We start from the raw sequence: 26,896 nt of genomic DNA on the forward strand, positions 1-26,896 counted from the left end.
TTTTAAGAAAAAAATGGAGGGCTGGATATGAAAATAATTATGCTTGGGGCACCCGGTGCGGGAAAAGGAACACAGGCTAAAATGATCGCGGATAAATATCAGGTTCCGCATATTTCTACAGGTGATATTTTCCGTGCCAATATTAAAAACGGAACAGAACTTGGAAAGAAAGCTAAGGAATTTATGGATAAGGGACAGCTTGTTCCCGATGAATTGACAGTAGAAATCCTTTTAGATAGAGTTGCTCAGGATGACTGCAAGAATGGGTATGTATTGGATGGATTCCCGAGAACAATTCCTCAGGCAGATGTTCTTGATAAAGAACTTACAAAACTCGGTGACAAAGTTGATTATGCTATTAACGTTGATGTTCCCGATGATAATATCGTAAAGAGAATGTCCGGAAGAAGAGCATGCCTTAAATGTGGTGCTACATATCATATTGAGCATATTCCTCCGAAAAAAGAAGGCATATGTGATACATGTGGTAGTGAACTCGTTCAGCGTGATGATGATAAACCGGAAACTGTTCTCAACCGCTTAAAAGTATATCACGACCAGACACAGCCGCTTATTGATTATTACACCAATAAAAACATTCTCAAGACTGTAGACGGTACTAAAGACATGCAGGATGTATTTAATCAGATAGTAGGAATTCTTGGTTAACTTGAGGTAAGCAGGAATGCCGATAAGTGTTAAAACAGACGAAGAATTGGACCTCATGAGACAGGCAGGATATATGCTTGCGCAGGTTCACGAAAAACTACATGAAGTTTTAAGACCCGGTATGTCCACTTTGGAAATAGACCAAATAGGCGAGGAAGAAATCCGTAGACTTGGCGGGATACCTAATTGCAAAGGATATGAGGGCTATCCCGCTTCTGTATGTATTTCAGTAAACGATGAGGTAGTGCATGGTATACCCAAAGCTGAGACTATACTTAAAGAAGGGGATATAGTGTCCCTCGATACCGGACTTACATATAAAGGATTCAATTCCGATGCTGCCAGAACCTGGGGTATAGGTCATATTTCATCCGAGGCAGAGAAACTTATAGAAGTTACAAAACAAAGTTTCTTTGAAGGAATAAAATATGCCAAAGCCGGTAATCATCTTTATGATATTTCGAGGGCGATTGATAAATATGTTACTTCATATGGCTATGGAATAGTTAGAGAATTAACCGGACATGGAATTGGTAGAAGTCTACATGAAGAGCCATTGATTCCTAACTATAGAAAACTAACCAGAGGAGTATTGTTAAAGCCCGGAATGACATTATGCATTGAGCCGATGTTAACAATGGGAAAAAGACAAGTCGCAATACTTGATGATGATTGGACAATAGTAACAGCTGATGGATCTGTTTCTGCTCATTATGAGAATACAATAGCGATAACACCAAATGGTGAACCGGAGATATTAACTATTATATAAGTGAACATGCGAAAGCAAGATAAGTGAGGTTTAATAAATGTCTAAAGCAGATGTAATTGAAATTGAAGGAAAGGTTGTTGAAAAACTTCCTAACACAATGTTCAAGGTAGAACTTGAAAATGGGCACATAGTACTTGCACATATTAGTGGAAAACTCAGACAAAACTTTATCAGAATACTTCCCGGAGATAAGGTTACTTTGGAACTTTCTCCTTATGATCTTACAAAGGGCAGAATTATTTGGAGAGATAAATAAAGTATTGTCAACAAGCTAATTTTGTGATAGTATATAATGCGGTCGCTTTTAGAGGGTAAAGTATGCCCTTTTTGAGCATTGCGGCAGAAAGGAGTTTCAAATGAAAGTAAGGTCTTCTGTTAAGCCTATGTGCGAGAAGTGCAAGGTTATTAAGAGAAAAGGCGTTATTCGTGTAATTTGCGAAAACCCTAAGCACAAACAGAGACAGGGCTGATTCGAGTCATTTGACATTACTTTTTGATACCAATGTGTATTGGAAAGATCGGACCCGCTACTGTCCGATTGGGCAAGGAAATAATAGCCCCAATCAAATAAGTAACATTAGTACATACGATTTTATCGTATAACTTCCTGATAACGAGAAATCAGGAGAGACAATCAATTTAGTTGAAAATGGAGGAATTAGTAAAATGGCTCGTATTGCAGGTGTAGACTTACCGAGAGATAAGCGAGTTGAGATTGGTCTTACATATATCTATGGTATTGGTAGAACAAGCTCAAACAAGATTCTTGAGGCTGCAAAGGTTAATCCGGACACTCGTGTTCGTGATCTCACAGATGATGAAGTAAAGAAAATTGCTGAGATAATCGGTAATGATTATGAAGTAGAAGGTGATCTTAGAAGAGAAATCGCTATGAACATCAAGCGTCTTACTGAGATTGGTTGCTACAGAGGTATTCGTCATAGAAGAGGCCTTCCTGTTCGTGGTCAGAGAACAAAGACCAATGCAAGAACAAGAAAAGGACCTAAGAGAACAATTGCTAATAAGAAGAAGTAATTCTTTTTATTACATACAGTAACTAAGAAATAAACATAGGAAGAAAGTAGGTTAGTTTAAAATGGCAAATCAGAAATCATCAGCTTCAAAAGCAAAGAAGCGTGTCAAGAAAAACGTTGAACACGGACAGGCACATATCCAGTCATCTTTCAATAACACAATCGTTACATTGACAGATGCAGCTGGTAATGCACTTAGCTGGGCAAGTGCCGGTGGTCTTGGTTTTAAAGGTTCAAGGAAATCTACTCCATATGCTGCACAGATGGCTGCAGAAACAGCAACAAAGGCTGCACTTATTCATGGCCTTAAGACTGTTGATGTTTTTGTAAAGGGACCGGGTTCAGGAAGAGAAGCTGCAATCAGAGCTCTTGCTGCAAGTGGCCTTACCGTTACCAGTATTACGGATGTAACACCTGTACCTCATAACGGGTGCCGCCCGCCCAAGCGTCGTAGAGTATAATTTGTTTAAAATTTTTATTTTAAGCACCTATGATACTATAAATTTATTCAACTCGTTGGATGAAGGCGCAAACAGCACTGTAAACAACATCAGGAGATAGTCCTGAAAAAGAAAGGAGCCAATAATGGCAGTTAATAGAGTTCCAGTTTTAAAGAGATGCAGATCACTTGATTTAGATCCTACATTTCTTGGATATGACAAGAAATCAAAGAGAACAAACAGCAGAGCAAATAAGAAGATGAGCGAGTATGGTCTTCAGCTTCGTGAGAAACAGAAGGCAAAGTTCATCTATGGTGTACTTGAGAAGCCTTTCCGTAACTACTACGACAAGGCAGAGCGTCAGAAGGGACAGGCCGGTGAAAACCTTATGGTCCTTCTTGAGCGTAGACTTGACAACGTTGTTTTCAGAATGGGCTTTGCAAGAACAAGAAGAGAAGCTAGACAGGTTGTTCTTCACAAGTTCATCACTGTAAATGGTAAGGTTGTAAATATTCCTTCATACCTCATCAAAGCAGGTGATGTTGTTGAGGTTAAAGAGGCTGTTAGAACAATCCAGAGATTCAAGGATATTTCCGAGATCACAGCTGGTAGACTTGTTCCTGAATGGCTTGATGTTAACAAGGATAACCTTAGTGGATCAGTAAAAGAATTCCCTTCAAGAGATGTAATCGACGTTCCTGTTGATGAAATGTTGATTGTCGAGTTGTATTCAAAGTAATTTAAAATTGTTTTTTCAATTTTTTATCATGGATACTTTAAAAAACCAATAAGGAGGGTATATCAGTGTTTGATTTTGAGAGACCAAATATTGAAGTTGCTGAAATTTCCGAAGACAAGAAGTATGGCAAATTTGTTGTGGAGCCACTTGAGAGAGGCTATGGCATCACTCTTGGCAATTCACTCAGAAGAATTATGCTTTCTTCTTTGCCCGGAGCAGCAGTAAGTCAGGTCAAAATCGAAGGTGTGCTTCATGAGTTCAGTTCAATTCCCGGAGTAAAGGAAGATGTAACTGAAATTATCATGAATATCAAGAACCTTGCTATTCGAAATAATTCTGATACCAACGAACCCAAGACTGCATATATTGAGTATACAGGCGAAGGTGTTGTAACTGCAGCTGATATTCAGGTAGATCAGGATATTGAAATTACAAATCCCGATCAGGTTATCGCTACACTTTGTGGTAAAGATGCTAAGCTTTACATGGAACTTACTATCAATAAGGGTAGAGGTTATGTAAGCTCAGATAAGAATAAGCAGGCTGATCTTCCCATAGGAGTAATTGCAGTAGATTCTATCTATACACCTGTAGAGCGCGTTAACGTAAGCGTTGAAAATACTCGTGTGGGTCAGGTAACTGACTATGACAAACTTACATTAGATGTTCATACAAACGGAACACTTGGTCCTGATGAGGCAGTAAGCCTTGCAGCTAAGGTTCTTAGTGAGCATTTGAGTCTCTTCATTGATCTGTCTGAGAATGCCAAGACTGCAGAAGTAATGGTAGAAAAAGACAATGATGAGAAGGAAAAAGTTCTTGAGATGAGCATTGATGAGCTTGAGCTCAGTGTACGTTCTTTCAACTGCTTAAAGAGAGCCGGTATCAACACAGTTGAGGAACTTACAAATAAGACTCCTGATGATATGATGAAGGTTCGTAATCTTGGACGTAAGTCACTTGAGGAAGTTCTTGCAAAACTCGATGAACTTGGTCTTGCTCTTAGAACAGGCGAAGAGCAGAACTAATATTTATAAGATATTCGCTGAAGATAAATCCAATGTGTACTGACGCGGATTCTCATAGGTAGATAAACAACATACTGAGAGTAAATCCAAAGAGTGTCTCAGTATGCACCACAGCAGAGGGAACTCTGCGAATGAGAAAGGATGTAAATTATTATGGCAATGTACAGAAAATTAGGCAAAGCAACAAAGCCTAGAAGAGCACTTCTTAGAAACCAGGCAACAATGTTACTTTACAACGGCAAGATCGTTACAACCGAGGCTAGAGCTAAGGAAGTAAAGAAGATTGTAGAGCCTATCATAGCACTTGCTGCTAAAGAAAGAGACAACTACGAGACAGTAACTGTTGAGGCTAAGGTTGCTCGCAAAGATAAAGACGGCAAGCGTGTAAAGGAAGTTAAGGATGGAAGAAAGGTAACTGTATATGATACAGTTCAGAAGGAAATCAAAAAGGATAAGCCTTCACGTATGCATGCAAGAAGACAGATTCTCAAGACTCTTTATCCTGTAACTGAGGTTCCGAAGGAAGCAGCTGGAAGAAAGAAGAACACAAAGAAGATTGATCTTGTAGACAAGCTTTTCACAGAGTATGGCCCTAAGTATGCTAACCGTAACGGTGGTTATACCAGAATCGTTAAGATTGGTCAGCGTAAGGGCGATGCAGCTATGATGGTTGTTCTTGAACTTGTATAATGACAAAAAAAGAATTCCGATGAAAGTCGGAATTCTTTTTTTGTTGCACAAGACCGGCAAGCGAATGGATGCTTGCATACAAATTCATTTGCCGGTCGTAAGAACATGGAGCACTAAGTGCGGAATGTTCGTGTGCGAAATCGAGTAGGAGTCAGCCTACTCGATTGGCAACAATGCTGAGCCTCATATAATACGTTATAGAGACTATTTCTGAAAGTGTCCATAACTTTTTCCGGAATTCCAATTACCACCCCATGTAAAGCCGTGTAAAGTAAATAGTTTATATGCCAGATCATTCTCATCAATTTTATAAGGAAAATTATTGGTACGGTCTATATATTCTCCAGAGCTACTCGGCTCTACGATAGTGTTTCCGCTCTCATCATATGATATATATGGATTGTAGAGAGGATTGATATCTATGGCCAATCCGGAAGCATGTTTTTCACTATCATAATCTTTATCTAAATAACAGATCGTGTTGTTATCAACAGAGCTATCATTATTTGCTGAAGCATTAAAACAAGAATCAATGTATTCAATACGATAATCATTTATATACAGCTCTTTAAAGATTTTTAGTATGTCGTCGCCAATTGATAAATCGCAAATAATCTGTCCGGATAATTCAGTACCATCAAAAGAAATATATTTAACCGTGCAGCAAACCAGGTTCGTTTGATCATCCCTTACCTTATCATATACTTCATCGATGGGATCGTAGTAAAAACCTTCATCCAGTACAACTCTATCTTCTTTTACTTCTGATGAGATTTGCATGGAAGAATCCGGAATATTGATTTTTTGATCAGATGATGACACATCTTTATAGGAATCAGCAGTATTATTTATAGCACTACTCGAATTATTCGGGCTATTTTTAGCATAATCCGATAAAGTTTCTCCTCCTGACATGGTTCTGGCGAGTAATGAACTTACGACAATAATAACTGCTAATATTATAATGGGTTTAATATAGTTTTCACGCATAAGGCAATTGTACCATATTTTACCGGCTCATCGCTTGTTTTTCGGTTATTCATATAATAAAATAAGCTAATGTATTGATGACTATAACGGAGCGCAATATGAAAAAAAAGCATGATGAGATGATCTGTACAGAGGATCTGACATTTGAATATATACGAAGAGATGAAGAGGGCAATGTCGAAGGAATAACTACAGCTGTAGATGATGTAAACATATCTATTAATCCAGGTGAATTTATTTCTATCCTTGGTCATAATGGATCCGGAAAATCGACACTTGCCAAACATTTTAATGCCCTTTTATACCCAACAGAAGGGACGGTATGGGTTGATGGAAATGATACGTCCAATCTTCAAAATCTCTGGAACATTAGGCAGGAAGCCGGGATGGTTTTTCAGAATCCCGATAATCAGATAATAGGTCAAATTGTTGAAGAAGACGTGGGATTTGGCCCTGAAAATATCGGAATACCGACAAAGGAAATATGGGAAAGAGTTGAAGAAAGTCTGAAGGCGGTAGGAATGTACGAATTCAGGAAGAATTCACCTAACCATTTGTCAGGTGGCCAAAAACAGAGGGTATCAATAGCAGGTGTAATAGCTATGCATCCCAAGTGCATAATTCTTGATGAGCCAACAGCAATGCTTGATCCAAATGGAAGAAAAGATGTCATAAGAGCTGCAAGAGCTTTAAATCAGGTAGAAAATATTACGATAATCCTCATTACACATTATATGGAAGAAGTTATATATTCTGACAGAGTTTATGTAATGGATAAAGGGCATGTGGAAATGCAGGGAACACCAAGAGAAATTTTTTCTCAGGTAGATAGACTAAAGGAACTCAGATTGGATGTACCTCAGGTAACACTCCTTGCGCACGAATTAAAGATGCGCGGACTACCGCTTGAAGATGGAATCTTAACAATAGAAGAACTTGTAGATCAGCTTAAAAAAATAAGAAAGTAAGGCAGTAAAATGGCGATAATCATCGATCATGTAAATTACATATATGATGCTGATACAGAAATGGCTCATGCCGCATTAAAGGATATATCATTAGAAATTCCTGATGGCCAGTTCATTGGGCTTATAGGGCATACAGGATCGGGTAAATCCACTTTGATCCAGCACTTAAACGGACTTATAAAGCCTACTTCCGGAGCAGTTTATTTTGATGGAAAAGACATAAATGATCCTGAATATGACAGGAAAGCTTTAAGGGCAAAAGTTGGACTGGTATTTCAGTACCCTGAGCATCAGTTATTCGAGGTGGACTGCTTTACGGATGTTTGCTTCGGACCAAAGAATCTGGGGCTATCCAAAAAAGAAGTTGAACTTAGAGCCTATGAAGCATTAAAACAGGTAGGCTTTAATGATGAGCAGTTCTACCAATCCCCTTTTGATCTTTCCGGAGGGCAAAAAAGAAGGGTGGCAATTGCCGGTGTACTTGCAATGAAACCGCAGGTGCTTATACTTGATGAACCAACTGCAGGGCTTGATCCTAGAGGCAGAAGTGAGATTTTGGGACTTATTTCCAAACTCCATGAAGAAATGGGGATAACCGTCATTTTAGTATCCCATAGTATGGAAGATGTTGCTGAATATGTTCAGAGAATCATAGTCATGAACAAAGGGGAGGTTGCATTTGATGGCACACCTGCGCAAGTCTTTTCATATCATAAGGAACTTGAAAAAATCGGTCTGGCTGCGCCTCAGGTTACTTATGTAATGGAAGCTCTTGAGAGCGAAGGCTTTCCCGTAAATACTACAGCCATAACCATTGATGAAGCAGCAGATGAAATTATGAAACTATTCAGATAAGATGGAGATATAAAAGATGCTTCGAGACATCACGCTGGGACAATACTACCAGACAGACTCGGTCATTCATAGACTTGATCCCAGAGTTAAAATTTCAACTACATTACTTTTTATTATTTCTTTATTCATCGTTGACAATTTTGCAGGATATATAATTGGAGCTTTGTTTCTTGCAGCGATAATAAAACTTTCACATGTTCCGGTAAAGTTCATCTTTAAGGGAATGAAAGCGATTTATATGTTGCTTGCGATCACAATGATTTTTAATCTCTTTTTGACACCCGGAACTCCAATATTTACGTTATGGAAACTTAAAGTAACGATTGAAGGCATAAAAACGGCGACAATGATGGGAATAAGGCTGGTTTTTCTTATAACAGGATCATCCATAATGACGCTTACAACCACACCAAACCAGTTGACTGATGGACTAGAATCGCTCATGAATCCTCTAAAAAGATTAAATGTACCTGTTCATGAAATATCTATGATGATGTCTATAGCCCTCAGATTTATACCGATATTGCTGGAAGAAACTGACAAAATTATGAAAGCCCAGATGGCCAGAGGCGCGGATTTTGAGAGTAAATCGCTTATAAAAAAGGCACAGAGCCTGGTTCCACTACTTGTTCCGCTTTTTATATCTGCATTCAGAAGAGCAGGGGACCTTGCAATGGCGATGGAATCCAGATGCTACAGAGGTGGCGAAGGCAGAACAAAGATGAAACCATTGATCTACAGAAAAAGGGATTTCATTGCTTACGGAATAGTTGTAGTATATTTTGTACTCTGCATAATAATAGGGAAAATATTGTTCTAAACTATGAAAGAAAATCATAAGGTAGACGGAATGTCCAACGAAGGTAAAACTGTCAGGCGTATTTTTTTGGAAATAGCTTATGATGGAACTTGTTACCATGGTTTTGCATTTCAGGATAATGAAAAAACTATAGAAGGCACTATAATAGATGCAATTGAGCAATTAACCGGCGAAAAAACGGAAGTGATTGGTGCAAGCAGAACAGATACAGGGGTTCATGCTTACTGCAACGTTGCTGTTTTTGATACTGGATCAAGTATACCACCGGAAAGATTCTCGAATGCATTAAATACCAAATTGCCGGCAGATATCAGGATAACAAAGTCATTTGAGGTTTCGTCTGATTTTCACCCACGCAAGAGGAAAACAGAGAAAACCTATGAATACAGGATCATGAACACCGATATAGAAATACCAACTGACAGGCTTTACACATACCACTGCAGTTACAGGCTCGATGAAAAAAAGATGAATGAAGCGGCGCAGTATCTTATTGGAGAACATGACTTTTCAAGCTTCTGTAGTGCGGGGGCGCAGGTATTATCTCATGTGAGGACGATTAGAGACATTGATGTAGAAAGAAAAGGGAGTCTTGTTATCATTCGAGTTAGAGGGAATGGTTTTTTATACAATATGGTCAGAATAATAGCAGGAACTCTAATGGATGTGGGAAGAGGTAAAATAGCGCCCGAAGACATGATCACTATTATTGAAAAACGTGATCGAAGCGCAGCAGGACCAACAGCTCCTCCGCAAGGACTGTTTCTTGTTAACAGTACTTTTGATATGGATTAAAAATGCGTGTTTCCCACGATACAGAAATATATGAAAAGTTCATTAATTATGCGAAGTATTTGGCTATTTTATATTGACAAAAAATGCATTATGAGCATATAATATATGACTGTGTGACGTATTATCATGCAAATGTCGTCATGTTATCCCGGTAAGTAACAGGGCGTACATCTTATAGATTTTTGCGATAGAATCAGGTGAAGGGTTCTTCGCACCAGAGTTTTAACAGATAACTGGCTATGGAGGTAATTTAAATGAAGACATATATGCCTAGCGCTTCTTCTGTAGAGAAGAAATGGTATGTTGTAGACGCAACAGATATGACACTCGGTCGTCTTGCTTCTAACGTTGCTAACGTACTTAGAGGAAAGAACAAGCCGATTTACACACCTAACCTTGATACAGGTGATTATGTAATCGTTATCAATGCTGATAAGATTAAAGTTACAGGTAAGAAGATGGAGCAGAAAATGTACTGGCACCATACTGATTACGTTGGACATCACAAGGAATTCACACTTCGTCAGATGATGGAGACACATCCTGAGCGTGTTATCGAGCATGCAGTAAAGGGAATGCTTCCCAAGGGTTCTCTTGGCAGACAGATGTACACAAAGCTTCATGTATACGCAGGTCCTGAGCACAATCATGCAGCTCAGAAGCCTGAAGTACTTACATTCTAATCTGAAAGGAGAATTTGAAAATGGCTAAAGCAGCAAGTTTCTATGGCACAGGCAGAAGGAAAAAGTCTATTGCCAGAGTTTATCTTACACCCGGTAAGGGCAATATTACTATCAACAAGAGAAACATCGATGAGTATCTTGGTCTTGAGACTCTTAAAGTTATCGTTCGTCAGCCCCTTGTACTGACAGATACACTTGATAAGTTCGATGTAAACGTTACAGTTCGTGGTGGCGGTACAACAGGTCAGGCTGGTGCTATCCGTCATGGAATTTCAAGAGCTCTTCTTCAGGCTGACTCAGATGAGTACAGACCTGCTCTTAAGAAGGCTGGATTCCTTACACGTGATCCTAGAATGAAGGAAAGAAAGAAGTACGGCTTAAAGAAAGCTCGTCGTGCTCCTCAGTTCTCAAAGAGATGAGAATATCTGCTATTGCAGGTTTCAGAAGACTCGGTACATTTGTACCGGGTCTTTTTTGTGCGCGAAAGTGGACCTGGGGGACGGGGTTAGTGGACCATTCTGCGGGGTGAGTTTATATATCGCTTTGAAATTCTACAGAGATTTCTAATTGACAGCAAGTTTTCTGTCAATTATACTTACAACTAACAATTTTCAGAAAGAGAGACGCTATGGTAAGATTAAATCTCGTCACAACATATAGAGTCAATAATACATCCGTGAATATGATTCAGGGGTTTGCTTTTGATATGTGTGATGAGGTTAAGATTATTTGTAAGGCATAGATAGTGCTATATAACTGATATGGTTTTCAGAGCCTCATCAAGCAATAGTTTGATGGGGCTTTTTATATATCATCAAAAATATTTAGGAGGTGGCTATGAGAATAAAGGAGCAGAAATATCTATTACCGGATGGGCGAGAGGTTACCATTAAGAGCGCAGGCCCGGAGGATGCTATGAAGGTAAAGCTTCACAGGGAAGCAGTTTCGGCTGAGACGCATTTCATGGCGAGGAAACCTGAAGACGGCCAATTCAGCCTTGAGAGAGTTGAGGAAATGCTTGGACATATGGCAGATAGCGACAGAGACTTCATGGTAAGCGCATATATTGGAGATGAGCTGATAGGGGATCTGGGTGTAACACTCATAAGATCACATATGAAGTACCTTCACCGCGCCTATCTTGGAATGTCCATTCGCCTGATGTATACCGGAATGGGGCTTGGAAGCTTTATGATGCAGATTGCTTTGGAGCAGGCGAAAGCGAATGGCTTTGAGCAGGTAGAGTTGGGAGTTTACAGCGATAATGACAGAGCAAGGCATATGTACAGGAAGATGGGATTCAGGGAATATGGGATGAATCCAAGAGCTTTCAAGCTAAAGGACGGAACATACCGAGATGAGATTATAATGGCAAATATATTTGCGGGTTAAATCCCGAAGCTTTTTCTTTGGAATTGTGTTGACAAAAAATATGTAATATATTACATTGTTTCATATAGGTAATATATTACATATTATAAAAGGAGCTCACATGAATTACGATGAAGCAATGAATATCGAAAAAGTAACGTTTGGAGATATGCCTCCACAGCCGTTTTTACTCGGATTACTCAGTGCATTTGATAACAGATATCAGGCTGCAGCAGATGCATATTTCAAGGAGATTACCTGGAAACAGTTCTTTGCAATAATCTGTATCAACCTATGCAAGGAACCTCCGACGTTAAATGAGCTTTCTGATGTAATGGGCAGCTCTCATCAGAATGTGAAGCAGATTCTGCTGAAGCTTGAGAAAAAAGGCTTTGTCACAGCTGTTCCCGATGAAAAAGACAAGCGAAAGCAGCGGATTTTTGTCACAGATAAATGCAAGACTTTTCTGGAACAGAACGATAATAACGGTCAGCAGAGCCAGTACGTCATTGGACGGATTTTTGATGGGATTGATGAAAAGAGCCTGCAGACTACCATACAAACTATCATGAAAATGGAAAGGAACTTGAGCGAATTATGAAAACACTGATCATTTACACATCACAGACAGGTTTTACCAAGAGATACGCAGAGTGGCTTGCAGAGAAAATGAGCGGAGATCTGCTTGAACTTAAGGATGCGCAGAAGAAGAGTGCAGATTTTTTTGAGAACTATGATGCAATCTGCTACGGCGGTTGGGCAATGGCAGGAAATATTGTAAAATGTAAGTGGTTTCTTGAAAAAGCTGTTAACTGGAAGAACAAGCGCCTGGCTATGTTCTGCGTGGGTGGCAGTCCTAATGACAATCCGGATGTAGAGGTTTTTCTTCAGAATGTTCTTACAGATGAGCAGAAGAAGTATATTAGAGTATTCTATTGTCAGGGAGGCTTTAACTATGAAAAAATGAAGCCCCAATACAAGCTTGCCATGAAGATGTTTGTATCAGTCCTAAAGAACAAGAAAAATGCTACTGAAAAAGAAAAGGGAATGGCTGAGAAATGTGCTTCATCCTACGACATCTCTGATGTAAAGTACATAGAACCAGTCGTAGAGTATCTTAAAGAGATGAAGAAAAACTATGAAAAAGTGGTATGAAAGGACATAGAAAAATGATCATAGAGATTAAAAGTCCAAATGAAAAACAAGCTATCGCAAGAAAGGTACTGGAGGCTCTTACTGATTGGTTTGGCATAGAAGAGAGCAGAGAGGAATATATTTCCGGGAGCGCCAATTGGACGTTTTTTGCAGCAAAGGAAGAAGATGAATATGTGGGATTCCTCTGCTTAAAAGAAACAGGAAAGGCTACTGTCGAACTGGCTGTTATGGGTGTTTTACAGAATCATCACAGGAGCGGTCTTGGTAGGCAGCTCGTAGAAAGAGCTAAAGAAACTGCCAGATCTCAAGGGTATGAATTCATGCAGGTTAAGACTGTGAAGATGGGAATGTATGAGGACTATGACAGGACTAATCTCTTTTATATAAGCTGTGGTTTCAAGGAGCTGGAAGTATTCCCGCTTCTTTGGGATGAGGGAAATCCCTGTCAGATATATGTGATGTCTTTGAAATAATTTTCAGAATTTAGTATAATACTCATTGTGGCTTCAGACAATTATAGGCGGTAAGTTAAAAGACTTGCCGTCTTTTTCTTAATATGGAAATCATACTATGGGGATTGCATTATGGCTGACTTTACATGGTTTAAGGATTCTGTTCCTGACCAGTTATCGGTAAAACAGGTTTATGGAATAGCATTTTCAGCAGATAACCTGGTTGTCTTGAGGATTGAGGACGGAAAATACAAATTGACCGGTGGAAAGCCTGAAAATGCTGAAACTTTTGAAGAGACATTGAAACGGGAATATATTGAAGAATTAAATATTGAACTGGAAGATATCCATTATCTTGGGTATTTATTGGTGGAGGATAATTCGGATAAGTATGCTCAGGTAAGAATGATAGCGAAGATAAAAGATATTTATGAGAGTCATATTGATCCGGCTACAGGAAAAGTGTATGGGAGAGAGCTGGTAGCTGCTGATAGGGTAAAAGATTACCTTAAGTATTCTGATCGTGCAGGCAACGAAATGATTGATGATGCGGTACAACTTGCACAAGTAAGATATTTTCAAAAAAAAGATAGTATATCTACATGCTATTTTTAAAAGTATAGGGAAAGATTTGGGAGGATTATGGCAAATAGTTTATTTGTTGAGGGATTGATAGAAAATAACACAGGCAAACTTATAGAAGCGCCTAAGAGTGATCTGCATAACCATTCAACTAAGGGATGCACTCTTAAGTGGGTTGAAGAGCGAACGGGTCATTCTTTTCCCGCCCCTCCGGAAACCTTTGATGGTCTTGAGGGTATGCAGAACTGGTTCACTACCTATGTCAAACCCTTTTGCTCAGGAGATGAAGGCATAGTCTTTAGATGTGAGGGGGCGTTTGCTGAAGCAGGGCGCAACAATATTAAAAGGCTTGCAATGAATTTCGGGGCTACGGAGATTGAACTTGTAGGAGGAATTGATAAATTCAGGGAACTGATTCAGGGTTTTCACATGAAATACTGTCCGGAAACAGTTTTTGAACCGGAACTTACCTATATATCAGCGTGCGATATCGATTCTGCGACAGATTCAATTGATGAGTATATAAAGACCGGATTCTTTAAGTCACTCGATGTCTGCGGCGGCGAGAATATTCGACCATTTGAAGCTTTTATTCCCCTGTATCGAAAAGCTGAACATTACGGACTTACTAAGATAATACATGTTGGTGAGTCGGGATCTGCAGATGATGTAAGAAAAGCAGTTGAAGTGCTGGGACTTGATGAAGTTCATCACGGGATTGGTGCTGCCACATCAAAAGATACCATGCGATTTTTGGCGGATAATCACATACAGCTCAACGTTTGTCCCTCGAGCAATGTGATGCTTCGCTATGCCAAAGATTATGAGCATCATCCAATAAAGACGCTGGTTGAAAATGGCGTTGAGGTGACAATCAATACCGATGATCTTCTGATTTTCAATAGCTCTATAGAGAATGAATATCTCAAGCTTTACAAGGCAGGAACTTTATCGGTGGAGCAGTTGGAAGAAATAAGACTCAGAGGATTGAACGGGAAAAGGGAACTACTGTGAAGATATATTCCAGTTAAAACTGACTAAGACAAACTAAAGATTTAGGGGCGGAACAAAGTGATAAGTATTAAAGAATCAACATATGATGATATCAAGGATATACAAAGCTTGTGGGCTGATGAAGACGTCATGAGGTATATCTGGCCAGGAGGATTGCATGAGACAGAAGAAGCAGTAAAGGAATGGTTAGATAGATTCATATCGGCAAGGCCAAAGCAAAATCACTATTCAATCTTTGAGGATGGTAAATACTGCGGTGAGACTCAATATCGTATAGACGAGGAAACGGGCAATGCTTCTTTGGACATAAAGCTGTTAAAATCTGCTAGAGGCCGAGGAATTGCTACTCAGGCATTGGCCTATTCTATTCAAGAAGCATTTAAAAATGGAGCTGTAGATTTATGGGTTGATCCTCATCCGGCAAATGTCAAAGCAATTGATTTGTATCATAAGCTTGGATTTGTTCAGAAAGAAATGCCAGAGTATGTTATTGCTATGGGAGAGGATCCAACACTTTATACTTATATGGAACTTGAGAAAAATGATTTCAGTGCCAAATTTGAAAAATCATGTGGGGCAATAGTATTTAAGATAGACGATGGAGTAATAAAGTACCTTCTTGTGGAAGAAAAGAGCGGATTTCATAGCTTTCCCAAAGGGCATATGGAAGAGGGCGAAACTGAAATAGAAACCGCGCTTCGTGAAATAAAGGAAGAAACAAATCTGGAAGTCGAGTTATGCACTGATTTTAGGATAAGCGAACAATACCAGCTATCGGAAAAACCAGGCGTAACCAAGCAAGTGGTGTATTTCTTGGCAGAGTATAAAGACTCATGTCCGTGCATAGTAAGACCAAACGAGGTTAAATCTCTGAAGAGTCTCAAACTTGAAGATGCTATCAATACTATTGAGTATGAAAATAAAAAAGAGATGCTAAAAAAGGCGGATAGCTACCTTAAAAGGAGAAGCAGCAACTAATATTTTATTCCAGTTTTTCATTCGAAGGAGTTTGGATGAATAAGGGGGATTATGACAAAAGTATTTTTTGTAAGGCATGCAGAACCAAATTATGACAATCATGATGACAGATCTCGTGAGTTAAGTCCGCGAGGAATGGAAGACAGGAAAAAAGTCACATCATTTCTGGCTGATAAAAATATAGATATAGTTATTTCAAGCCCATTTAAGAGGGCTGTTGATACTGTCCAAGATTTTGCAGATAAAAATGGACTGCCTGTTGAGATAGTTGAGGACTTTAGAGAAAGAAAGGTAGATAGTTGTTGGATAGAAGACTTTGCCTCTTTTTCCAAAAAGCAATGGAGCGATTTTTCTTTCAAGTTATCGGATGGCGAGTGCCTTAAAGAAGTTCAGGATAGAAATATTTCTGCGCTTAATAATGTCTTGAAGCAGTATTCAGGAAAAAATATAGTAGTTGGAAGCCATGGTACATCATTAAGCACCATCATAAATTTTTATGATAATTCTTTTGGCTATGATGATTTTGAAAGAATAAGATTTCTGATGCCATGGATTGTGGAATTTAGTTTTGATGAGCTTGGAAATTGTGTGGACATCAAACGCCATTCTGTGTGATAGACAATAAGTGTACTAAGGGTGAGGACGTATTAATGGTATGACTAGGATTATGATAAAGGTGGTTAAAGATGGTTACGTATTATGATGATGGAACTATAAGAATTAGGAGCATGATTCCTGAAGATGCCCAAATCCTTTATGATACATATTTTTCGTATGGTTGGCATCCTTCCTTAGCTACATACGAAAAGTATTATAAAGAACAGGAGGATGGTAAAAGATTTGTTTTTATCGCAGAGTATGATGGCAGAGTCTCTGGGCAATGTACTCTGGTTCTGAATCCTATAGAAGGTCCTTGGGGGAATCAAGGCTATCCTGAAATAGAAGATCTGACAGTTTTCTTTGATGTTCATAATAAAGGTATCGGAAATAGGCTTTTGGATGCTGTCGAGAAAGAAGCGTCAAAAGTTTCCGATAAAGTTTACTTGGCAGTTGGGGTTCATTCTGGATATGGACCAGCCCAGAGGATGTATGTAAAAAGAGGCTACAATTTTGATGGCAGCGGAGTTTGGTATAAAGGGAAACAATTAGAACAGTATGCCCCCTGCATCAATGATGATGATCTTTTACTTTATATGGCTAAAGATGTTTAAATTCCAGTTTAAAATGGTTGTTATTTGCTTCACAAGCGGTGTATAATCTGCATAATAATTCATCCGGGCGCATTGCCCGGATATTTTTTCTGATAGCATATATACGCTTGCGTATATATAATTCTAAGTATATAATAAAGGTGGAAGGAGGATGCGACTATGTACATTAAGCAATATCTTGAAGACAACAGTATATCTATATATAAAGTGGCGAATAGCGCTCTGGTTGCTTATCCTACGGTTTTTAACATTGTTAATGGGAAGGTGGATATCCTTAACTGTGCTCTTGGCGTTGTGAAAAAGATAGCTGATGCTCTTAACCTCACAATAGATGAGCTTCTTACGTTGTGCGATAAGAATCATTCCTTCAACCTTTTCAGAAGTGAGCAGTGTCATCTAGTAAATCGTATTGGTGAGATAGATTACGTTATCGACCTTTTGGAAAAGAAAAAGATAGATTATTACTGGAAATTGGATATGAAAGCAGAAGCTTTTTATCTTCTTGCAATGCTTGATTATCTGAGCAAGCGGAACGACCTTCCAAAGTGTATTGAGTACGATGAAATCAGGAGGTATAAGTTGGAAAAGCCGGTTTTTCCCGCTGATACAGAGTTATCAGAAATGCTTTTGGGAAAAGATGCGCGACAAGAAGCTTTGAATCACGCAATTCCCGAGTTCCTTAATTTTAATATAGTAGAATGCGAGATTATAAATGGATAAGGTTTTATTTACGAAAGATAATATAGACAATCTGCTGTTCCAACTTGCAAAAGAGTATAAGAAGATCAATAGAAAAAATACACCGGCAGAGATTGTTATCATAGGTGGAGCAGCAATAGTGTCCAAATATGGCTTCCGGGCTTCTACAACGGATATTGATAGTTTGATTTTTGCCTCTTCTTCAATGAAGGATGCAATAAATACCGTAGGCGACAAAAATGGACTGCCAACAGGTTGGATCAATGAGGAATTCAGAAAAACAAGTTCATACACTGAGAAGATCAGGCAGTATTCCAAGCATTATAAGCTGTTTGCAAATATTCTGGAAGCGAGGATGCTTCCTTCCGAGTACGATGTAGCAATGAAACTTGCGTCATTGAGACCGTACAAGTATGATATGTCAGATGCTGTTGGCATCATTAAGTCAGAGAATATCACAAGAGAGCAGATAGAGAAAGCAGTTGTGGATTTTTATGGAGGATTCGATAATCTTTCGCATCCTGAAGAAGCAAAGAAACTTCTCGACAGTATCTTTTCTGCACATAACCTGGATGAGTTATATGACAGTACCAGAACATCAGAATCGGATAACCGGGTAATTCTCAAGGATATCGATGATAATTATCCGAAGCTTCTTAATGAAGGTAATTTGGCAAGCGTGCTAGAGGCTGCAAAAAGGAAGAAAAACAGTAAATGCCTATAAGGATTGTGTGCTGCTTTTTTTGTGGTTATAATACTCCATGGGGAAAATTTATGGAGGATTTAATCAGGAGCTGATCAGGCACTTGATACTGACCTCATATACAGCATGCATGAATTGGGCTTTGATACAAGTAATGTTTATGATATGAACCTTTGTCAAAATGTAACCGGAGTTTGTGGATATAGAGAATAATACCTGTGACTTTAACAATCAGGGCTTTTACCAGCTTCTTGAGTTCTTAAGCAGCCTTCCTGAAAGCGCAGGTGATGAGCCTGAGACTACCATCTATAGGGATAAAAAGGCAATTCTTTTGCCGGTGCAGATATATGATATGGATGAGTATGTATGGGCGAAAAAAGGCTTTTTTGACGGAGATGTAGTCTATAATGGCATGCCAACAGTGGAGGATGGAGAGACCTTCATTGAAGTACCATTTCAGGTTGCCATGAGCTTTACATGCAAGGGTAAGGCGGCAACTTGGGAGTTTATCTTAATGAGAGTAAATAACAGTGGCTTTTATGAGAATCGGCCACAATTCGTGGACGTACAGTTGGATCAGGTAAGGATATAGCAATGAAGAGTTTAGTTAAACCGTCACATCTGAATAAGGGAGATCTTATAGCGACTATCAGTCCCTGTAACGGATGGGCAGGAGATGCAAATGTAAGATGGAAATATGACCTGGGAGTGTCTAGGCTAGAGGCGTTGGGTCTTCGGGTAGTGGCTGCGCCAAATTCTATGCGAGGCTCGAAGTATCTTTCCAAGAATCCAAAGGCCAGAGCTGAAGATATAATGTGGGCCTTTGAGAATAAGGAGGTTCGTGCGATCATCGCCAACATTGGAGGCAATGACAGCCTAAAAGTCATCCCATTCATAGACCCCAAGGTGATTATGGATAACCCAAAGATTTTTATAGGCTATTCTGATGTGATGTATCTGCATTTCCTGTGTTATCACTGTGGGCTTTCCACATTTTATGGTGACAATCTCCTTACGACCATAGCTGATCAGGCCGGATGGCACGAATATGGTAAAAATTTGTTTGTAAAAACACTCTTTGACCCTGCACCCATTGGCATGATAGAGGCTGCAAAGGAGTGGGCATTTGAATCCTCAGATCTTTATGATCCGAAAAAGATAAGAGAGTTTATTCCAAACGAAGGATATGAGATCATTCAGGGAAGTGGCTGTGTATCAGGTAGGCTAATAGGAGGCCATACAGGCATCATGGACCTTGAAGGAACAGATATCGAGCCTGATCCGGAAGATTATGACGGAGCCCTTCTGTTCGTGGAGGATATACCTGAGTTCTTCGATGAAGAAGGTGTGAGGACCTATTTCGAATATCTGGGGCAAAAGGGAATACTTCAGAGAATAAATGGTATTGTTATCGGCAAGACCATAGACAACAATGCTTTTTCAAATAGAGCTGAGTTAATACGGCAGATAGTAGCTAAGTACTCCAGAGAAATTCCTATACTCTATGGGCTGAATTTCGGCCATTCCGCGCCGATATGCATTATGCCCTATGGAGCCCGGGCAGAGATTGACTGCGATAATAAGACGTTTTCTATCAAAGAAAGTGGTGTTATCTAAGTAAAGAATCCGATAAATAAGATAGCAATGGAAATGCGTGTCTTTTCAATGGATTGAGATCCAATGGGAAGGCACGTTTTTGTTATGAAGGAGACTTTATGAGTATAGCAGCACTGGCGCTTGATCGTTATGCAGATAGTACATCCTCTGTGGCAGTAAAAGAGAATAATATCGGTGTGGATGAGACTTCCAAAAGCTTTGGCGCTCACTTAAATGAAGCCACTGAGAAGAAATGCCCATATAGCTTCTTGGCGAAGGATGGCATCATTAACTATAAAGGTGTAGTCTTTGAGTGCGATTATCAGCAGAATGCTATAACCCTGGGAAATATGTATGAGAAAGAAAAAGAGCCTGAGCTTCAAGAAAACTCTTTGATAGAGCAGATAAATTCATACAAAACAGAACTTTATCGTAAGCTTCTTAACAATGAAACTGAGGTCAAGATCCGTATCGGAAGCCAGGAATTTAGCGACAAAGAATGGGATAAACTCATGAAGAGGGTAGACCAAGAGCAGGAACGAATTCAGGAAGCCTTGGATGAAAAAGAGGAAAAGCAGGCTGAAGAGTTTATGCAGGCAAAGATGGCGAAAGCATAATTGCTGCTCATATAATAGAAAACACAGATAATTAGGGCGGTTTACAGTAAATAGTAATACTCTTATTACAACAAATAGATTGATGTAAAATGAGTATAGTGTTTTCTTAGATAACGTAGAAACGTTAGATGGTTTATTTGGGCAATGCGATTTTTTGGCTTCCTTCATTACGGATGTAGATAAGATAATCGAGGGAATAGTGTTAAATGAAGGCAGTCCATCAACACTCAGAACGTGGATGGCAATTACTATTTTGACAATTGCATTTGTGTTACCTATGGTCTGGGGAGCAATGTCAGCGTTTTTCTTCTTTATTCGTAACCAGAACAGGAAAATATGGGCGATTTCGATAGCTATTGTTTCAATTTGGGGTATTTGCCAGGCTATTTACTCACTTTATATATCAGTAGTATTAACAAAACTCTCTGTTAATAATACAATAACACTTCCGCTTTTGGAGGCAGAAAATCAGTATGCAAAGGCAGTGTTATTGATTGCAATTTATATGTTGTTACTTTATCAGACATATACTTTATACCAAAAGAGAGTGTTTGCTTCGGCAGATTTCAGAAGACTCTGTACATTTGTACTGGGTCTTTTTTGTATCTATACATTATTTATGGATTTTTAAGACTATCGCAAGACGGAAAGTTGTAAAATTTAAAGAGGTATATAAAGCCTCGACAGAGCTAAGATAAGAAAAGAGGAGGCGATTCATGAAAAAGCGTTTATGCAATCAGCTCTGGATAGTTTCAGCATTGACCATATTGGGGAGTACTCTTTTGATTGCCTGTGGGGCACCATCCGGAAACGCTCTTAGTGAAATGGAGATTCCGTTATATTTTCACTCTGTTGATAATGAGGCAAGTATCAAACTCTATTTTGCTGATGAAAGCAAAGAGGTTCCCTACTTTGACATTGATACTGCCGTCTCCCTCATAGAGAGAGTCAATCACGAGATTATCGAAGATAAAAACTATGCACTGACCACTTCGGTCCAGGGCTCAGTGGTAACAATTACCCGTGAAAACCAGTATCCTATGCAGATAGACTGCGATAAAGACACAATTAGTTTTTATGATTTTGATGCTTTTTTCGTTCCATCCTGGACAAGCACGATTATAGATGTACTGCAGCCGGATAGTGCCTTTGAGGGCCTTATCCTCTCAGAGGAAAACTCCTATAGCCGCTTTGGTTCGGAGGTGGTTTTTGATCTTAAAAAATATGGTATAGACCTGATTGAAGAGAATGGTAAATGCTATATTCCCATGCAGACATTAAGTGATATAATGCTGTCTCTTCCGAGTTATGTATGCCTTCTATACAATAACGAAGGAGTATTTGTCTATGAGTATGGTTCAGAACCCGGCAGGGAGCTTTTGAGGAAGTATTATGAAGCACAGCCCAAGGAGGGCAAAAGCGAGGGACTCGCGGACTATACATATAACGAATTATGTATGATGATGGATCATTTTTATGGTTTGAAAGAAAGCCATGGAATTGAGAATTTTGATGAATTCTTTACTGAAACAGCTCTTCGTGACGCATTAAGGAGTACTGATCCTGAGATGTCTGCAAGGGCGATGAGAGTTTTGATGGATCTTTACATTGATGACTTACATAGCGGGTATATGCTTAATTCGTGGCGGATTGGCATGGATGCGCAAATCGATGGGATGACCGGCAAGTCAATTCAAAACATGAGTGATTCGGCGATGAAGTATTATACCGCCAGGGAAAAGTATTATCCCGACGGGATTCCCGGATACGAGGAAGTCGGAAACACAGCATACATCACCTTTGATAGTTTCCAAGCAAAAGATAAGGATGCTGATTATTATAAGGACGCACCTACCGCTGATACACAAGATACTGTTGGCCTTCTTTTGTATTCATATTCACAGATTACGAGAAAGGGAAGCCCTGTCGAGAATGTAGTTATTGATTTAAGTATGAATTCCGGAGGAGACACCGTCACTGCAAGTTTTATGATAAGTCTGTTTCTGGGAGAAGGTTCAGTATGCATCCAGGATACACTGACAGGTGCTTATGCCAATGAATGTTTTCGTGCAGATGCCAATCTTGATGGTGTATACGACGAAAAGGACTCGCTCCTAAACTACAATCTGTACTGTATTACCTCATCTATCAGTTTTTCCTGCGGTAATCTGGTGCCGAGTGTATTAAAATCGTCGGGTCAGGTTACTATTTTAGGACAACAAAGCGGAGGCGGCGCATGCACAGTAATCCCATTTTCAACAGCAGATGGAACTCTGCTTCAGATGTCCAGCAATCGCCGTCTGAGCTACATGAAAAACGGTTCTGTGTATGACATTGACCAGGGCGTAGAACCGGACTATATGATACATCAACCTGAGCACTTCTATGATAGAGAGGCTTTGACTGAGTATATAAATAATCTGTACTGAACGATAAGGACACCTATTTAATGCAAAATAAGGAGGAAAATTATTCATGGATGCAAAAACAATTATTATTTCAATTATTGCCGCATTACTTGCCTTTGTTATCTGTGGATTTATCTATCAGCGAATGATCAAAAGGGAAGTTCCGGAGCCTATAGGGAAACTACAGGCAATCCTGCCGGTTGTTTTGGGATGTATTTGTGTACCGATTTCCGGCGGTTCCGGGATTGGGTTATTGACCGTATTAAGAATCATCGGGATAGAGGGTGCAAAAATGCAGGCGCTATCGGCATCTTTCTTTACAGCATTTTTTATGGCTGGTGGCGTGGAGGAATTGTTTAAGTTTCTTGCAATCATCATTCCAACTGCTTTACATACTCTGTATGATGCCGGAACAATTTTTAACTATACGGTTTTGAAGAATGGCGATTTTATTGTAGGTGGCATACTTGGCGGAGTAGCAATATTGACAAATATTGTTCTTTTAATCTATGTGCTGGTAAGAGCCAAGAAGAACGCTGAAAAGTTCTCTGCTCTTTCTGTCTTACCTGAAGACGCGCAGTAAAAGAGGAGAATACCAATGCTTAAAAAGTACATTGAATTCATGAAAAGATCTCCACTGATTACTGCTGCGCTCTGCATAGTATATGTTGTCGTATGTTTCAAATCAGTGCCGACCCAGACGCATTTTCAGTTTTTCATCGTAAGAACGATGCTATGTGGAGCAGCGTGTTTTTTCCTGTATCAGATATCGGGAGACAAGACCCTTGCATCCAGCTATAATTCAACAAGTTATGTTTTGAAGTATTCTGTTGGATTTCTGATAGTAGCCTTTTCACTTGGCACTATTGTGTTGGTTTCAGAAGACTCGGTACAATGTATCGGGTCTTTTTTGTGCGCGAAAGTGGACCTGAGGGACGGGGTTAGTGGTCCACTTTTGGGCTTAAAGATTAAGGATAAGGCTTGCCTATTTTAATATGACTTTATTAAAATGTAAGAAAGCACCATGGAATAATATTGGATTAACTGATGAGAGAAGATAGATTATGGACAAATCATGGTCAGAAAACAATAAAGAAATACAGAAATTACTGACGAAGGAAGCAACCTTTAAAGATGCTATTCAGAAGCTTTTGGCTTTCCGCGAGGAAATGTTTGAGCAGATTACTCAGATTGTGAGTGGATATCCGGATGAGGCCTTTGCCAAAATGCCCTTTGCGGGTGCGAACGGATATCACAGTAAAACCCTTGCCTATTCTATCTGGCATATTTTCAGGATTGAAGATATAGTTGCTCATGAGATGATAGCAGGGGATAGTCAAATCTTTTTTACACATGACTTTCATAATCGCATTGGCGCACCTATTATTACTACGGGTAATGAACTTCAGGGAAACGAGATTGCAGAGTTTTCAGAAAAACTGAATATTAAAGAACTATATCTGTATGTAAAAGCTGTAAAGGCGTCTACGGATCAGATTCTTGGAGATCTGACATACAAGGATTTAAAGCAAAAATTTGGCGGCGATGTAAAGGAAAAACTTATCCGCAGTAAATGTGTCAGTGAGAATGCCTTTTGGCTGATTGATTACTGGTGCGGAAAGGATATAAAAGGACTGATTCAGATGCCATTTAGCCGTCACTGGATCATGCATATCGAAGCCATGCGCCGCATCAAGAATAAACTCTGCAAGATAGCACGAAAGGGTGTTGATCCTGTTGCTTATTGTGGCTTTTCCTGTAATCATTGTTTCCTTTCAGAGTGGTGCGGATCCTGCAGAACGAAGTACAATGTCTGCTCTTTTGCCACCTGTGCTGAGGACAGAATATGTCCGAATGTGAAATGCTGTAAGGAAAAAGATTTGGACGGATGTTATGAGTGTGCTGAGCTCGAAAATTGCAATAAAGGGTTCTATATTCCATCAAATGACGGAGCAAATGCAGCAAAGGCCCAGGCATTATATATACGGAAATATGGAAAGAAGGCGTTCCTCAAGGTTCATGACAGACTACATGAGAAATATGACTTCCAAAAGACACAGGAAGTTTTGGGACAGGATTATAAGGAAGGACTGAGAATTCTGGAGGAAAGCTATATGGAATAAGGAATGTGGAAAAGGAGTTAAGATAATTAACGTTCAGGATAAATGACTGAGGAGATAAAATGACAAAAATATGACTTTTTGCGGGCAAAAGCGGAAATCGCCCGCAAAAATCCTGCCTTCGGCAGGACACGCCCCTCGCTTCGCGAGGACCTGGTCCAATACGATTCCCGTTTTTCTGAAGAAAAACAGGAATCTATACTTTGTTTGGCATGCTGCAAGGAAACTGCAAAAAAGCTGTTACAAAGAAAAATTAAAGTATTTATTACGATGACAAAATGAGCGAGGCATTAAGTTTTATAAGAAAAATGGATTTGATTTTACTGGCGATACAATGATAGAGGACGAATGGATCCCATTAAAGAAAATGTCGATTGAATGAAAACTATGTATTTGTAGGGTAATGCGATATGAAGTAATATTAGAAAAAGATTATGGAGAAAAAACAATGTACTATGTCGCCGGGGCAGCGGCTGGGCTATCACATAGAAAAAATGATTGACCCTATTTTATTAGGATGTTTTTATTATAAAAGAGACAGGAGCAGGTAAATGATATCAGTGCTTATAATCATTGGCAGCATCATAATGGTTGGAAATATAATTGCATATATCAGGTTTATCAGAACCTCGACCGACGTGATGCTGTCCGGTAAGCGAGGCGAACCGATATGGGAAAAGATAGGCCTTGCACTTCTTGTTTTCTTTCTTTTGGGATATCTGGGAGTTGCTTTTTGGGGCAAACCGGATCTTCTGATGGCTGGGATATTGTTCTTCGGGGCTATATTTGTATCGCTGGCTTTAGTGCTTTTATACCACCTGGTAGATACCCTTAAGGACAGGAGTATTGAGGTTGCCGAGACGTTGATCGGAGTAATAGAGGCTAGGGATTCCAATTTGAACGGACACAGTCGTAACGTACAGATGTTATCAATGTGCCTTTATAAACATCTGCCGGCATTCATGAAGGAAGGGATAAGTCCGGTTAGCTTTGAATATGCAGCATTGTTGCATGACGTAGGAAAACTGGGAGTGCCGGAGTCCATTCTGAACAAACCCGGTAAACTGGACGATGAAGAATGGGATGTAATGAAGCAACACCCGAAGATAGCCATGGATCTGCTTAGGACGCTTCCGTCGTTTGATGAGATAAAGGAATGGATCCTGTATCATCACGAAAGGATGGATGGCAAAGGATACTACGGATTACCGGGAGAAGATATACCGATGGCAGCAAGGATCATAGCTGTCTGTGATACCTATTCTGCTATAACGATGCGTCGATCTTATAAGGATAAGCGGACACATGAAGAAGCTATGGATATAATAAAAGATGTGTCGGGATCACAGCTTGATCCGGATATAGTAGCTGTTTTTATGACAATACCTAAAGAAGAGTTACAGGCATGTACGCCGGAGACGGTGGATTTTTAGATTATCTTCCAGTTTTATAGACAAATCGAGATTTGTAAAGGCGCAGGAAACAGATTATGAAAGAGGAGCTGACA

35 protein-coding genes are annotated in these 26,896 nt (G+C 39.5%); 34 read left to right on the forward strand and 1 reads right to left on the reverse strand.

Annotation, left to right across the window (positions count from 1 at the left end; all coding sequences use genetic code 11):
* The first annotated feature begins 27 nt into the window (after nucleotides 1-27).
* The 9 genes from T543_RS11045 to T543_RS11085 all read left to right on the forward strand — a co-directional run bounded on the left by T543_RS11045 (nucleotide 28) and on the right by T543_RS11085 (nucleotide 5,372).
* Nucleotides 28-669 carry an adenylate kinase gene (locus T543_RS11045; RefSeq protein ID WP_035768527.1) on the forward strand — a complete coding sequence of 214 codons (642 nt, stop codon included), beginning with the start codon at nucleotides 28-30 and terminating at the stop codon, nucleotides 667-669.
* Nucleotides 670-685: 16 nt separating this feature from the next.
* On the forward strand, nucleotides 686-1,441 hold the full coding sequence (gene map, locus T543_RS11050; RefSeq protein WP_035768529.1) for a type I methionyl aminopeptidase: 756 nt from the start codon (nucleotides 686-688) through the stop codon (nucleotides 1,439-1,441).
* A 37-nt stretch (nucleotides 1,442-1,478) separates the two neighbouring features.
* Nucleotides 1,479-1,697: a translation initiation factor IF-1 gene (infA, locus tag T543_RS11055; protein WP_035768530.1), complete on the forward strand. Its 219-nt coding sequence runs from the start codon at nucleotides 1,479-1,481 to the stop codon at nucleotides 1,695-1,697.
* A gap of 100 nt (nucleotides 1,698-1,797) precedes the next feature.
* Nucleotides 1,798-1,911: a 50S ribosomal protein L36 gene (rpmJ, locus tag T543_RS11060; protein ID WP_022754357.1), complete on the forward strand. Its 114-nt coding sequence runs from the start codon at nucleotides 1,798-1,800 to the stop codon at nucleotides 1,909-1,911.
* Nucleotides 1,912-2,107: 196 nt separating this feature from the next.
* A complete protein-coding gene (gene rpsM, locus T543_RS11065; protein WP_035768533.1) occupies nucleotides 2,108-2,476 on the forward strand; it encodes a 30S ribosomal protein S13 in 369 nt (122 codons plus the stop codon).
* Nucleotides 2,477-2,537: 61 nt separating this feature from the next.
* Nucleotides 2,538-2,936: a 30S ribosomal protein S11 gene (rpsK, locus tag T543_RS11070; protein WP_026511466.1), complete on the forward strand. Its 399-nt coding sequence runs from the start codon at nucleotides 2,538-2,540 to the stop codon at nucleotides 2,934-2,936.
* Nucleotides 2,937-3,060: 124 nt separating this feature from the next.
* Nucleotides 3,061-3,654, forward strand: a complete 594-nt coding sequence (gene rpsD, locus T543_RS11075; protein ID WP_035768534.1) for a 30S ribosomal protein S4 — start codon at nucleotides 3,061-3,063, stop codon at nucleotides 3,652-3,654.
* Nucleotides 3,655-3,719: 65 nt separating this feature from the next.
* Nucleotides 3,720-4,682, forward strand: a complete 963-nt coding sequence (locus T543_RS11080) for a DNA-directed RNA polymerase subunit alpha (RefSeq protein WP_035768536.1) — start codon at nucleotides 3,720-3,722, stop codon at nucleotides 4,680-4,682.
* Between the two features lie 153 nt (nucleotides 4,683-4,835).
* The gene (locus tag T543_RS11085) at nucleotides 4,836-5,372 is read left to right on the forward strand and encodes a bL17 family ribosomal protein (protein ID WP_035768538.1); all 537 of its coding nucleotides are present in this window, start codon (nucleotides 4,836-4,838) and stop codon (nucleotides 5,370-5,372) included.
* Nucleotides 5,373-5,576: 204 nt separating this feature from the next.
* On the opposite strand, the gene T543_RS11090 is transcribed toward T543_RS11085, so the two are convergent.
* A complete protein-coding gene (locus tag T543_RS11090) occupies nucleotides 5,577-6,362 on the reverse strand; it encodes a M15 family metallopeptidase (protein WP_081830050.1) in 786 nt (261 codons plus the stop codon).
* A 98-nt stretch (nucleotides 6,363-6,460) separates the two neighbouring features.
* Here T543_RS11090 and T543_RS11095 point away from each other — a divergent pair, with 98 nt between their 5' ends.
* The 25 genes from T543_RS11095 (at nucleotide 6,461) to T543_RS11225 (ending at nucleotide 26,822) form a co-directional block, all read left to right on the forward strand.
* Entirely contained in the window at nucleotides 6,461-7,330 is an 870-nt protein-coding gene (locus tag T543_RS11095) for an energy-coupling factor transporter ATPase (RefSeq protein ID WP_242839508.1), read from the forward strand.
* 9 nt (nucleotides 7,331-7,339) lie between these two features.
* On the forward strand, nucleotides 7,340-8,185 hold the full coding sequence (locus tag T543_RS11100) for an energy-coupling factor transporter ATPase (RefSeq protein ID WP_035768540.1): 846 nt from the start codon (nucleotides 7,340-7,342) through the stop codon (nucleotides 8,183-8,185).
* 16 nt (nucleotides 8,186-8,201) lie between these two features.
* Nucleotides 8,202-9,005 (forward strand): energy-coupling factor transporter transmembrane component T family protein, encoded by an 804-nt coding sequence (locus T543_RS11105; RefSeq protein ID WP_035768542.1) that lies wholly within the window; start codon nucleotides 8,202-8,204, stop codon nucleotides 9,003-9,005.
* Between the two features lie 3 nt (nucleotides 9,006-9,008).
* Nucleotides 9,009-9,800 (forward strand): tRNA pseudouridine(38-40) synthase TruA, encoded by a 792-nt coding sequence (gene truA / locus T543_RS11110; RefSeq protein ID WP_242839509.1) that lies wholly within the window; start codon nucleotides 9,009-9,011, stop codon nucleotides 9,798-9,800.
* 254 nt (nucleotides 9,801-10,054) lie between these two features.
* On the forward strand, nucleotides 10,055-10,483 hold the full coding sequence (gene rplM, locus T543_RS11115; RefSeq protein ID WP_035768543.1) for a 50S ribosomal protein L13: 429 nt from the start codon (nucleotides 10,055-10,057) through the stop codon (nucleotides 10,481-10,483).
* A 20-nt stretch (nucleotides 10,484-10,503) separates the two neighbouring features.
* Nucleotides 10,504-10,902 (forward strand): 30S ribosomal protein S9, encoded by a 399-nt coding sequence (gene rpsI / locus T543_RS11120; protein ID WP_035768545.1) that lies wholly within the window; start codon nucleotides 10,504-10,506, stop codon nucleotides 10,900-10,902.
* A gap of 418 nt (nucleotides 10,903-11,320) precedes the next feature.
* The gene (locus tag T543_RS11125; protein WP_035768548.1) at nucleotides 11,321-11,875 is read left to right on the forward strand and encodes a GNAT family N-acetyltransferase; all 555 of its coding nucleotides are present in this window, start codon (nucleotides 11,321-11,323) and stop codon (nucleotides 11,873-11,875) included.
* 100 nt (nucleotides 11,876-11,975) lie between these two features.
* Nucleotides 11,976-12,455, forward strand: coding sequence for a MarR family winged helix-turn-helix transcriptional regulator (locus T543_RS11130; RefSeq protein WP_081830051.1), 480 nt, complete (start codon nucleotides 11,976-11,978; stop codon nucleotides 12,453-12,455).
* Nucleotides 12,452-13,009, forward strand: coding sequence for a flavodoxin domain-containing protein (locus T543_RS11135; protein WP_035768549.1), 558 nt, complete (start codon nucleotides 12,452-12,454; stop codon nucleotides 13,007-13,009). The genes T543_RS11130 and T543_RS11135 overlap by 4 nt, the downstream gene beginning before the upstream one ends.
* Before the next feature lie 14 nt (nucleotides 13,010-13,023).
* Complete coding sequence (locus tag T543_RS11140) at nucleotides 13,024-13,482, forward strand: GNAT family N-acetyltransferase (RefSeq protein ID WP_035769419.1); 459 nt, start codon at nucleotides 13,024-13,026, stop codon at nucleotides 13,480-13,482.
* Between the two features lie 111 nt (nucleotides 13,483-13,593).
* Nucleotides 13,594-14,076, forward strand: coding sequence for an NUDIX domain-containing protein (locus T543_RS11145; protein WP_051638729.1), 483 nt, complete (start codon nucleotides 13,594-13,596; stop codon nucleotides 14,074-14,076).
* 27 nt (nucleotides 14,077-14,103) lie between these two features.
* Nucleotides 14,104-15,057 carry an amidohydrolase family protein gene (locus T543_RS11150; RefSeq protein WP_035768551.1) on the forward strand — a complete coding sequence of 318 codons (954 nt, stop codon included), beginning with the start codon at nucleotides 14,104-14,106 and terminating at the stop codon, nucleotides 15,055-15,057.
* Between the two features lie 57 nt (nucleotides 15,058-15,114).
* Nucleotides 15,115-16,035, forward strand: a complete 921-nt coding sequence (locus T543_RS15345) for a GNAT family N-acetyltransferase (RefSeq protein WP_051638730.1) — start codon at nucleotides 15,115-15,117, stop codon at nucleotides 16,033-16,035.
* A gap of 51 nt (nucleotides 16,036-16,086) precedes the next feature.
* Nucleotides 16,087-16,650 carry a histidine phosphatase family protein gene (locus T543_RS11165; protein WP_027218932.1) on the forward strand — a complete coding sequence of 188 codons (564 nt, stop codon included), beginning with the start codon at nucleotides 16,087-16,089 and terminating at the stop codon, nucleotides 16,648-16,650.
* Nucleotides 16,651-16,721: 71 nt separating this feature from the next.
* A complete protein-coding gene (locus tag T543_RS11170) occupies nucleotides 16,722-17,246 on the forward strand; it encodes a GNAT family N-acetyltransferase (RefSeq protein WP_035768554.1) in 525 nt (174 codons plus the stop codon).
* A gap of 159 nt (nucleotides 17,247-17,405) precedes the next feature.
* Nucleotides 17,406-17,966: a helix-turn-helix domain-containing protein gene (locus T543_RS11175; RefSeq protein WP_035768555.1), complete on the forward strand. Its 561-nt coding sequence runs from the start codon at nucleotides 17,406-17,408 to the stop codon at nucleotides 17,964-17,966.
* Nucleotides 17,959-18,669, forward strand: coding sequence for a DUF6036 family nucleotidyltransferase (locus T543_RS11180; protein ID WP_035768557.1), 711 nt, complete (start codon nucleotides 17,959-17,961; stop codon nucleotides 18,667-18,669). The genes T543_RS11175 and T543_RS11180 overlap by 8 nt, the downstream gene beginning before the upstream one ends.
* 175 nt (nucleotides 18,670-18,844) lie before the next feature.
* Complete coding sequence (locus tag T543_RS11185) at nucleotides 18,845-19,240, forward strand: hypothetical protein (protein ID WP_035768559.1); 396 nt, start codon at nucleotides 18,845-18,847, stop codon at nucleotides 19,238-19,240.
* A 2-nt stretch (nucleotides 19,241-19,242) separates the two neighbouring features.
* Nucleotides 19,243-20,265 (forward strand): S66 family peptidase, encoded by a 1,023-nt coding sequence (locus tag T543_RS11190; protein WP_035768561.1) that lies wholly within the window; start codon nucleotides 19,243-19,245, stop codon nucleotides 20,263-20,265.
* A gap of 98 nt (nucleotides 20,266-20,363) precedes the next feature.
* Nucleotides 20,364-20,861, forward strand: a complete 498-nt coding sequence (locus T543_RS11195) for a hypothetical protein (RefSeq protein WP_035768563.1) — start codon at nucleotides 20,364-20,366, stop codon at nucleotides 20,859-20,861.
* 154 nt (nucleotides 20,862-21,015) lie between these two features.
* Nucleotides 21,016-21,492, forward strand: a complete 477-nt coding sequence (locus tag T543_RS11200) for a hypothetical protein (protein WP_155843256.1) — start codon at nucleotides 21,016-21,018, stop codon at nucleotides 21,490-21,492.
* A gap of 85 nt (nucleotides 21,493-21,577) precedes the next feature.
* Entirely contained in the window at nucleotides 21,578-23,290 is a 1,713-nt protein-coding gene (locus tag T543_RS11205) for a S41 family peptidase (RefSeq protein WP_035768566.1), read from the forward strand.
* 46 nt (nucleotides 23,291-23,336) lie between these two features.
* Nucleotides 23,337-23,852 carry a hypothetical protein gene (locus tag T543_RS11210; RefSeq protein ID WP_035768568.1) on the forward strand — a complete coding sequence of 172 codons (516 nt, stop codon included), beginning with the start codon at nucleotides 23,337-23,339 and terminating at the stop codon, nucleotides 23,850-23,852.
* A gap of 481 nt (nucleotides 23,853-24,333) precedes the next feature.
* Entirely contained in the window at nucleotides 24,334-25,392 is a 1,059-nt protein-coding gene (locus T543_RS16485; protein WP_081830052.1) for a DUF3795 domain-containing protein, read from the forward strand.
* Nucleotides 25,393-25,940: 548 nt separating this feature from the next.
* Complete coding sequence (locus T543_RS11225) at nucleotides 25,941-26,822, forward strand: HD-GYP domain-containing protein (RefSeq protein ID WP_035768572.1); 882 nt, start codon at nucleotides 25,941-25,943, stop codon at nucleotides 26,820-26,822.
* The last annotated feature ends 74 nt before the right edge of the window (nucleotides 26,823-26,896 follow it).

This window comes from Butyrivibrio sp. NC2002 (assembly GCF_000702265.1).
GTDB lineage: Bacteria > Bacillota > Clostridia > Lachnospirales > Lachnospiraceae > Butyrivibrio.

Bases quoted from the DNA above. Each gene is read 5' to 3' on its own strand.
- T543_RS11045 (WP_035768527.1), top strand. From the start codon at position 28: ATGAAAATAATTATGCTTGGGGCACCCGGTGCGGGAAAAGGAACACAG.
- map (WP_035768529.1), top strand. From the start codon at position 686: ATGCCGATAAGTGTTAAAACAGACGAAGAATTGGACCTCATGAGACAG.
- infA (WP_035768530.1), top strand. From the start codon at position 1,479: ATGTCTAAAGCAGATGTAATTGAAATTGAAGGAAAGGTTGTTGAAAAA.
- rpmJ (WP_022754357.1), top strand. From the start codon at position 1,798: ATGAAAGTAAGGTCTTCTGTTAAGCCTATGTGCGAGAAGTGCAAGGTT.
- rpsM (WP_035768533.1), top strand. From the start codon at position 2,108: ATGGCTCGTATTGCAGGTGTAGACTTACCGAGAGATAAGCGAGTTGAG.
- rpsK (WP_026511466.1), top strand. From the start codon at position 2,538: ATGGCAAATCAGAAATCATCAGCTTCAAAAGCAAAGAAGCGTGTCAAG.
- rpsD (WP_035768534.1), top strand. From the start codon at position 3,061: ATGGCAGTTAATAGAGTTCCAGTTTTAAAGAGATGCAGATCACTTGAT.
- T543_RS11085 (WP_035768538.1), top strand. From the start codon at position 4,836: ATGGCAATGTACAGAAAATTAGGCAAAGCAACAAAGCCTAGAAGAGCA.
- T543_RS11090 (WP_081830050.1), bottom strand. From the start codon at position 6,362: ATGCGTGAAAACTATATTAAACCCATTATAATATTAGCAGTTATTATT.
- T543_RS11095 (WP_242839508.1), top strand. From the start codon at position 6,461: ATGAAAAAAAAGCATGATGAGATGATCTGTACAGAGGATCTGACATTT.
- T543_RS11100 (WP_035768540.1), top strand. From the start codon at position 7,340: ATGGCGATAATCATCGATCATGTAAATTACATATATGATGCTGATACA.
- T543_RS11105 (WP_035768542.1), top strand. From the start codon at position 8,202: ATGCTTCGAGACATCACGCTGGGACAATACTACCAGACAGACTCGGTC.
- truA (WP_242839509.1), top strand. From the start codon at position 9,009: ATGAAAGAAAATCATAAGGTAGACGGAATGTCCAACGAAGGTAAAACT.
- rplM (WP_035768543.1), top strand. From the start codon at position 10,055: ATGAAGACATATATGCCTAGCGCTTCTTCTGTAGAGAAGAAATGGTAT.
- rpsI (WP_035768545.1), top strand. From the start codon at position 10,504: ATGGCTAAAGCAGCAAGTTTCTATGGCACAGGCAGAAGGAAAAAGTCT.
- T543_RS11125 (WP_035768548.1), top strand. From the start codon at position 11,321: ATGAGAATAAAGGAGCAGAAATATCTATTACCGGATGGGCGAGAGGTT.
- T543_RS11130 (WP_081830051.1), top strand. From the start codon at position 11,976: ATGAATTACGATGAAGCAATGAATATCGAAAAAGTAACGTTTGGAGAT.
- T543_RS11135 (WP_035768549.1), top strand. From the start codon at position 12,452: ATGAAAACACTGATCATTTACACATCACAGACAGGTTTTACCAAGAGA.
- T543_RS11140 (WP_035769419.1), top strand. From the start codon at position 13,024: ATGATCATAGAGATTAAAAGTCCAAATGAAAAACAAGCTATCGCAAGA.
- T543_RS11145 (WP_051638729.1), top strand. From the start codon at position 13,594: ATGGCTGACTTTACATGGTTTAAGGATTCTGTTCCTGACCAGTTATCG.
- T543_RS11150 (WP_035768551.1), top strand. From the start codon at position 14,104: ATGGCAAATAGTTTATTTGTTGAGGGATTGATAGAAAATAACACAGGC.
- T543_RS11165 (WP_027218932.1), top strand. From the start codon at position 16,087: ATGACAAAAGTATTTTTTGTAAGGCATGCAGAACCAAATTATGACAAT.
- T543_RS11170 (WP_035768554.1), top strand. From the start codon at position 16,722: ATGGTTACGTATTATGATGATGGAACTATAAGAATTAGGAGCATGATT.
- T543_RS11175 (WP_035768555.1), top strand. From the start codon at position 17,406: ATGTACATTAAGCAATATCTTGAAGACAACAGTATATCTATATATAAA.
- T543_RS11180 (WP_035768557.1), top strand. From the start codon at position 17,959: ATGGATAAGGTTTTATTTACGAAAGATAATATAGACAATCTGCTGTTC.
- T543_RS11190 (WP_035768561.1), top strand. From the start codon at position 19,243: ATGAAGAGTTTAGTTAAACCGTCACATCTGAATAAGGGAGATCTTATA.
- T543_RS11195 (WP_035768563.1), top strand. From the start codon at position 20,364: ATGAGTATAGCAGCACTGGCGCTTGATCGTTATGCAGATAGTACATCC.
- T543_RS11205 (WP_035768566.1), top strand. From the start codon at position 21,578: ATGAAAAAGCGTTTATGCAATCAGCTCTGGATAGTTTCAGCATTGACC.
- T543_RS11210 (WP_035768568.1), top strand. From the start codon at position 23,337: ATGGATGCAAAAACAATTATTATTTCAATTATTGCCGCATTACTTGCC.
- T543_RS16485 (WP_081830052.1), top strand. From the start codon at position 24,334: ATGGACAAATCATGGTCAGAAAACAATAAAGAAATACAGAAATTACTG.
- T543_RS11225 (WP_035768572.1), top strand. From the start codon at position 25,941: ATGATATCAGTGCTTATAATCATTGGCAGCATCATAATGGTTGGAAAT.